Source organism: Bacteroides mediterraneensis, from assembly GCF_900128455.1.
Taxonomy (GTDB): domain Bacteria; phylum Bacteroidota; class Bacteroidia; order Bacteroidales; family Bacteroidaceae; genus Phocaeicola; species Phocaeicola mediterraneensis.
Genome location: NZ_LT635783.1, coordinates 4033163 through 4034845, shown reverse-complemented (window position 1 = coordinate 4034845; position 1683 = coordinate 4033163). Strand labels below are relative to the sequence as shown.

General features: G+C 49.0%; 1 other annotated feature.

The annotated features are described in order from the left end of the window. Nucleotides 1–1236: a sequence feature (most likely nonfunctional fraction of RNA operon), on the bottom strand. Between the last annotated feature and the right edge of the window lie 447 nt (nucleotides 1237–1683).

The following is a 1683-nucleotide window of genomic DNA, read 5'->3' as shown; positions in this document are numbered from 1 at the left end:
GGAGTTAGAACTCAAACAAACGAAGGGTCGTATTTCAACAGCGGCTCCACGAACACTGGCGTGCCCGTCTCTCAGCCTCCGACCTATCCTACACATCGCGTGCCCAAATTCAATGCTAAGCTATAGTAAAGGTTCACGGGGTCTTTTCGTCCCATCGCGGGTAATCGGCATCTTCACCGATACTACAATTTCACTGAGCTCACGGTTGAGACAGCGTCCGGATCATTACACCATTCGTGCAGGTCGGAACTTACCCGACAAGGAATTTCGCTACCTTAGGACCGTTATAGTTACGGCCGCCGTTTACTGGGGCTTCAATTCAATGCTTCTCTTGCGATGACATCTCCTCTTAACCTTCCAGCACCGGGCAGGTGTCAGGCTGTATACTTCTACTTTCATATTCGCACAGCCCTGTGTTTTTGTTAAACAGTTGCCTGGACCTATTCTCTGCGCCCTCTCTTGCGAGGAGGGACCCTTTATCCCGAAGTTACAGGGTCAGTTTGCCTAGTTCCTTAACCGTGATTCACTCAAGCGCCTTAGTATATTCAACCCGACTACGTGTGTCCGTTTGCGGTACGGGTACCTCTGAAGTTATGTTTAGCGGATTTTCTCGGCAGTCTGCTTACCCGCGCTATCGCCGCTTCCCGAAGGAGTTGGCGTACTATCAGGTTCGGCTCTTTCCGTGGATTTGCCTGCGGAAATCGGCGCCTACACCCTTCAACCGGCTATTCCGTCAGCCGGCGGCGGTGTCACTGCTGCTTCCCCACGTCACCCTCAAAGGTAGTAACGGAATATTAACCGTTTCTGCCATCGGCCTCGCCGTTCGGCTGAGCCTTAGGACCCGACTTACCCTGATCCGATTAGCGTTGATCAGGAAACCTTAGTCTTTCGGCGAGGGGGTTTCCCACCCCCTTTATCGTTACTTATACCTACATTTGCTTTTCCATACGCTCCAGATCGTCGACTAGGTGGGCCGTTACCCCGCCTACTATCTAATGGAACGCATCCCCATCGCTTACCGATAAATCTTTAATCTTATTTGCATGTGCGCTTAAGATACCATCGGGTATTAATCTTTCTTTCGAAAGGCTATCCCCGAGTAAGCGGAAGGTTGGATACGCGTTATTCACCCGTGCGCCGGTCGCCATCAAACTTAGCAAGCTAAGTTCATGCTGCCCCTCGACTTGCATGTGTTAAGCCTGTAGCTAGCGTTCATCCTGAGCCAGGATCAAACTCTTCATTGTAAAATATTTTCTTACCCTTGCGGGTATTGTTGATTCTGTTCCAGGAAACCGATTTCTATATCCTTTTCAGGTTATTGACGGTTCTTGTTTCATCCCATATATACATTATATATAAGACTACTTCTTGTACTACATCTTCGTTTGTTTATCTAAAGTCTTTCAAAGAACTATCTTTCTTTCGTGCTCCCGTTTCAGCGGGAAAGCGTTTGCAAAGGTAAGGCGTTTTTTCTTTCCCTCCAAATTTTTCCGAAAGTTTTTTTCGAAAAAGTTTCTCGGGATGACCTCGCGGGGCTTATCCGTTTCTCGCTCCCTTGCCGTCTTGCAAGGTAAGATACTCGGGTGCAGCGCCTTTGAAAGTCTGCCTCTCTTTACCAGTCTGTCATTCTCAGCGGCTCTCCCTCTCGAAAGCGGTTGCAAAGGTACGCACTTTTTCCGCTCC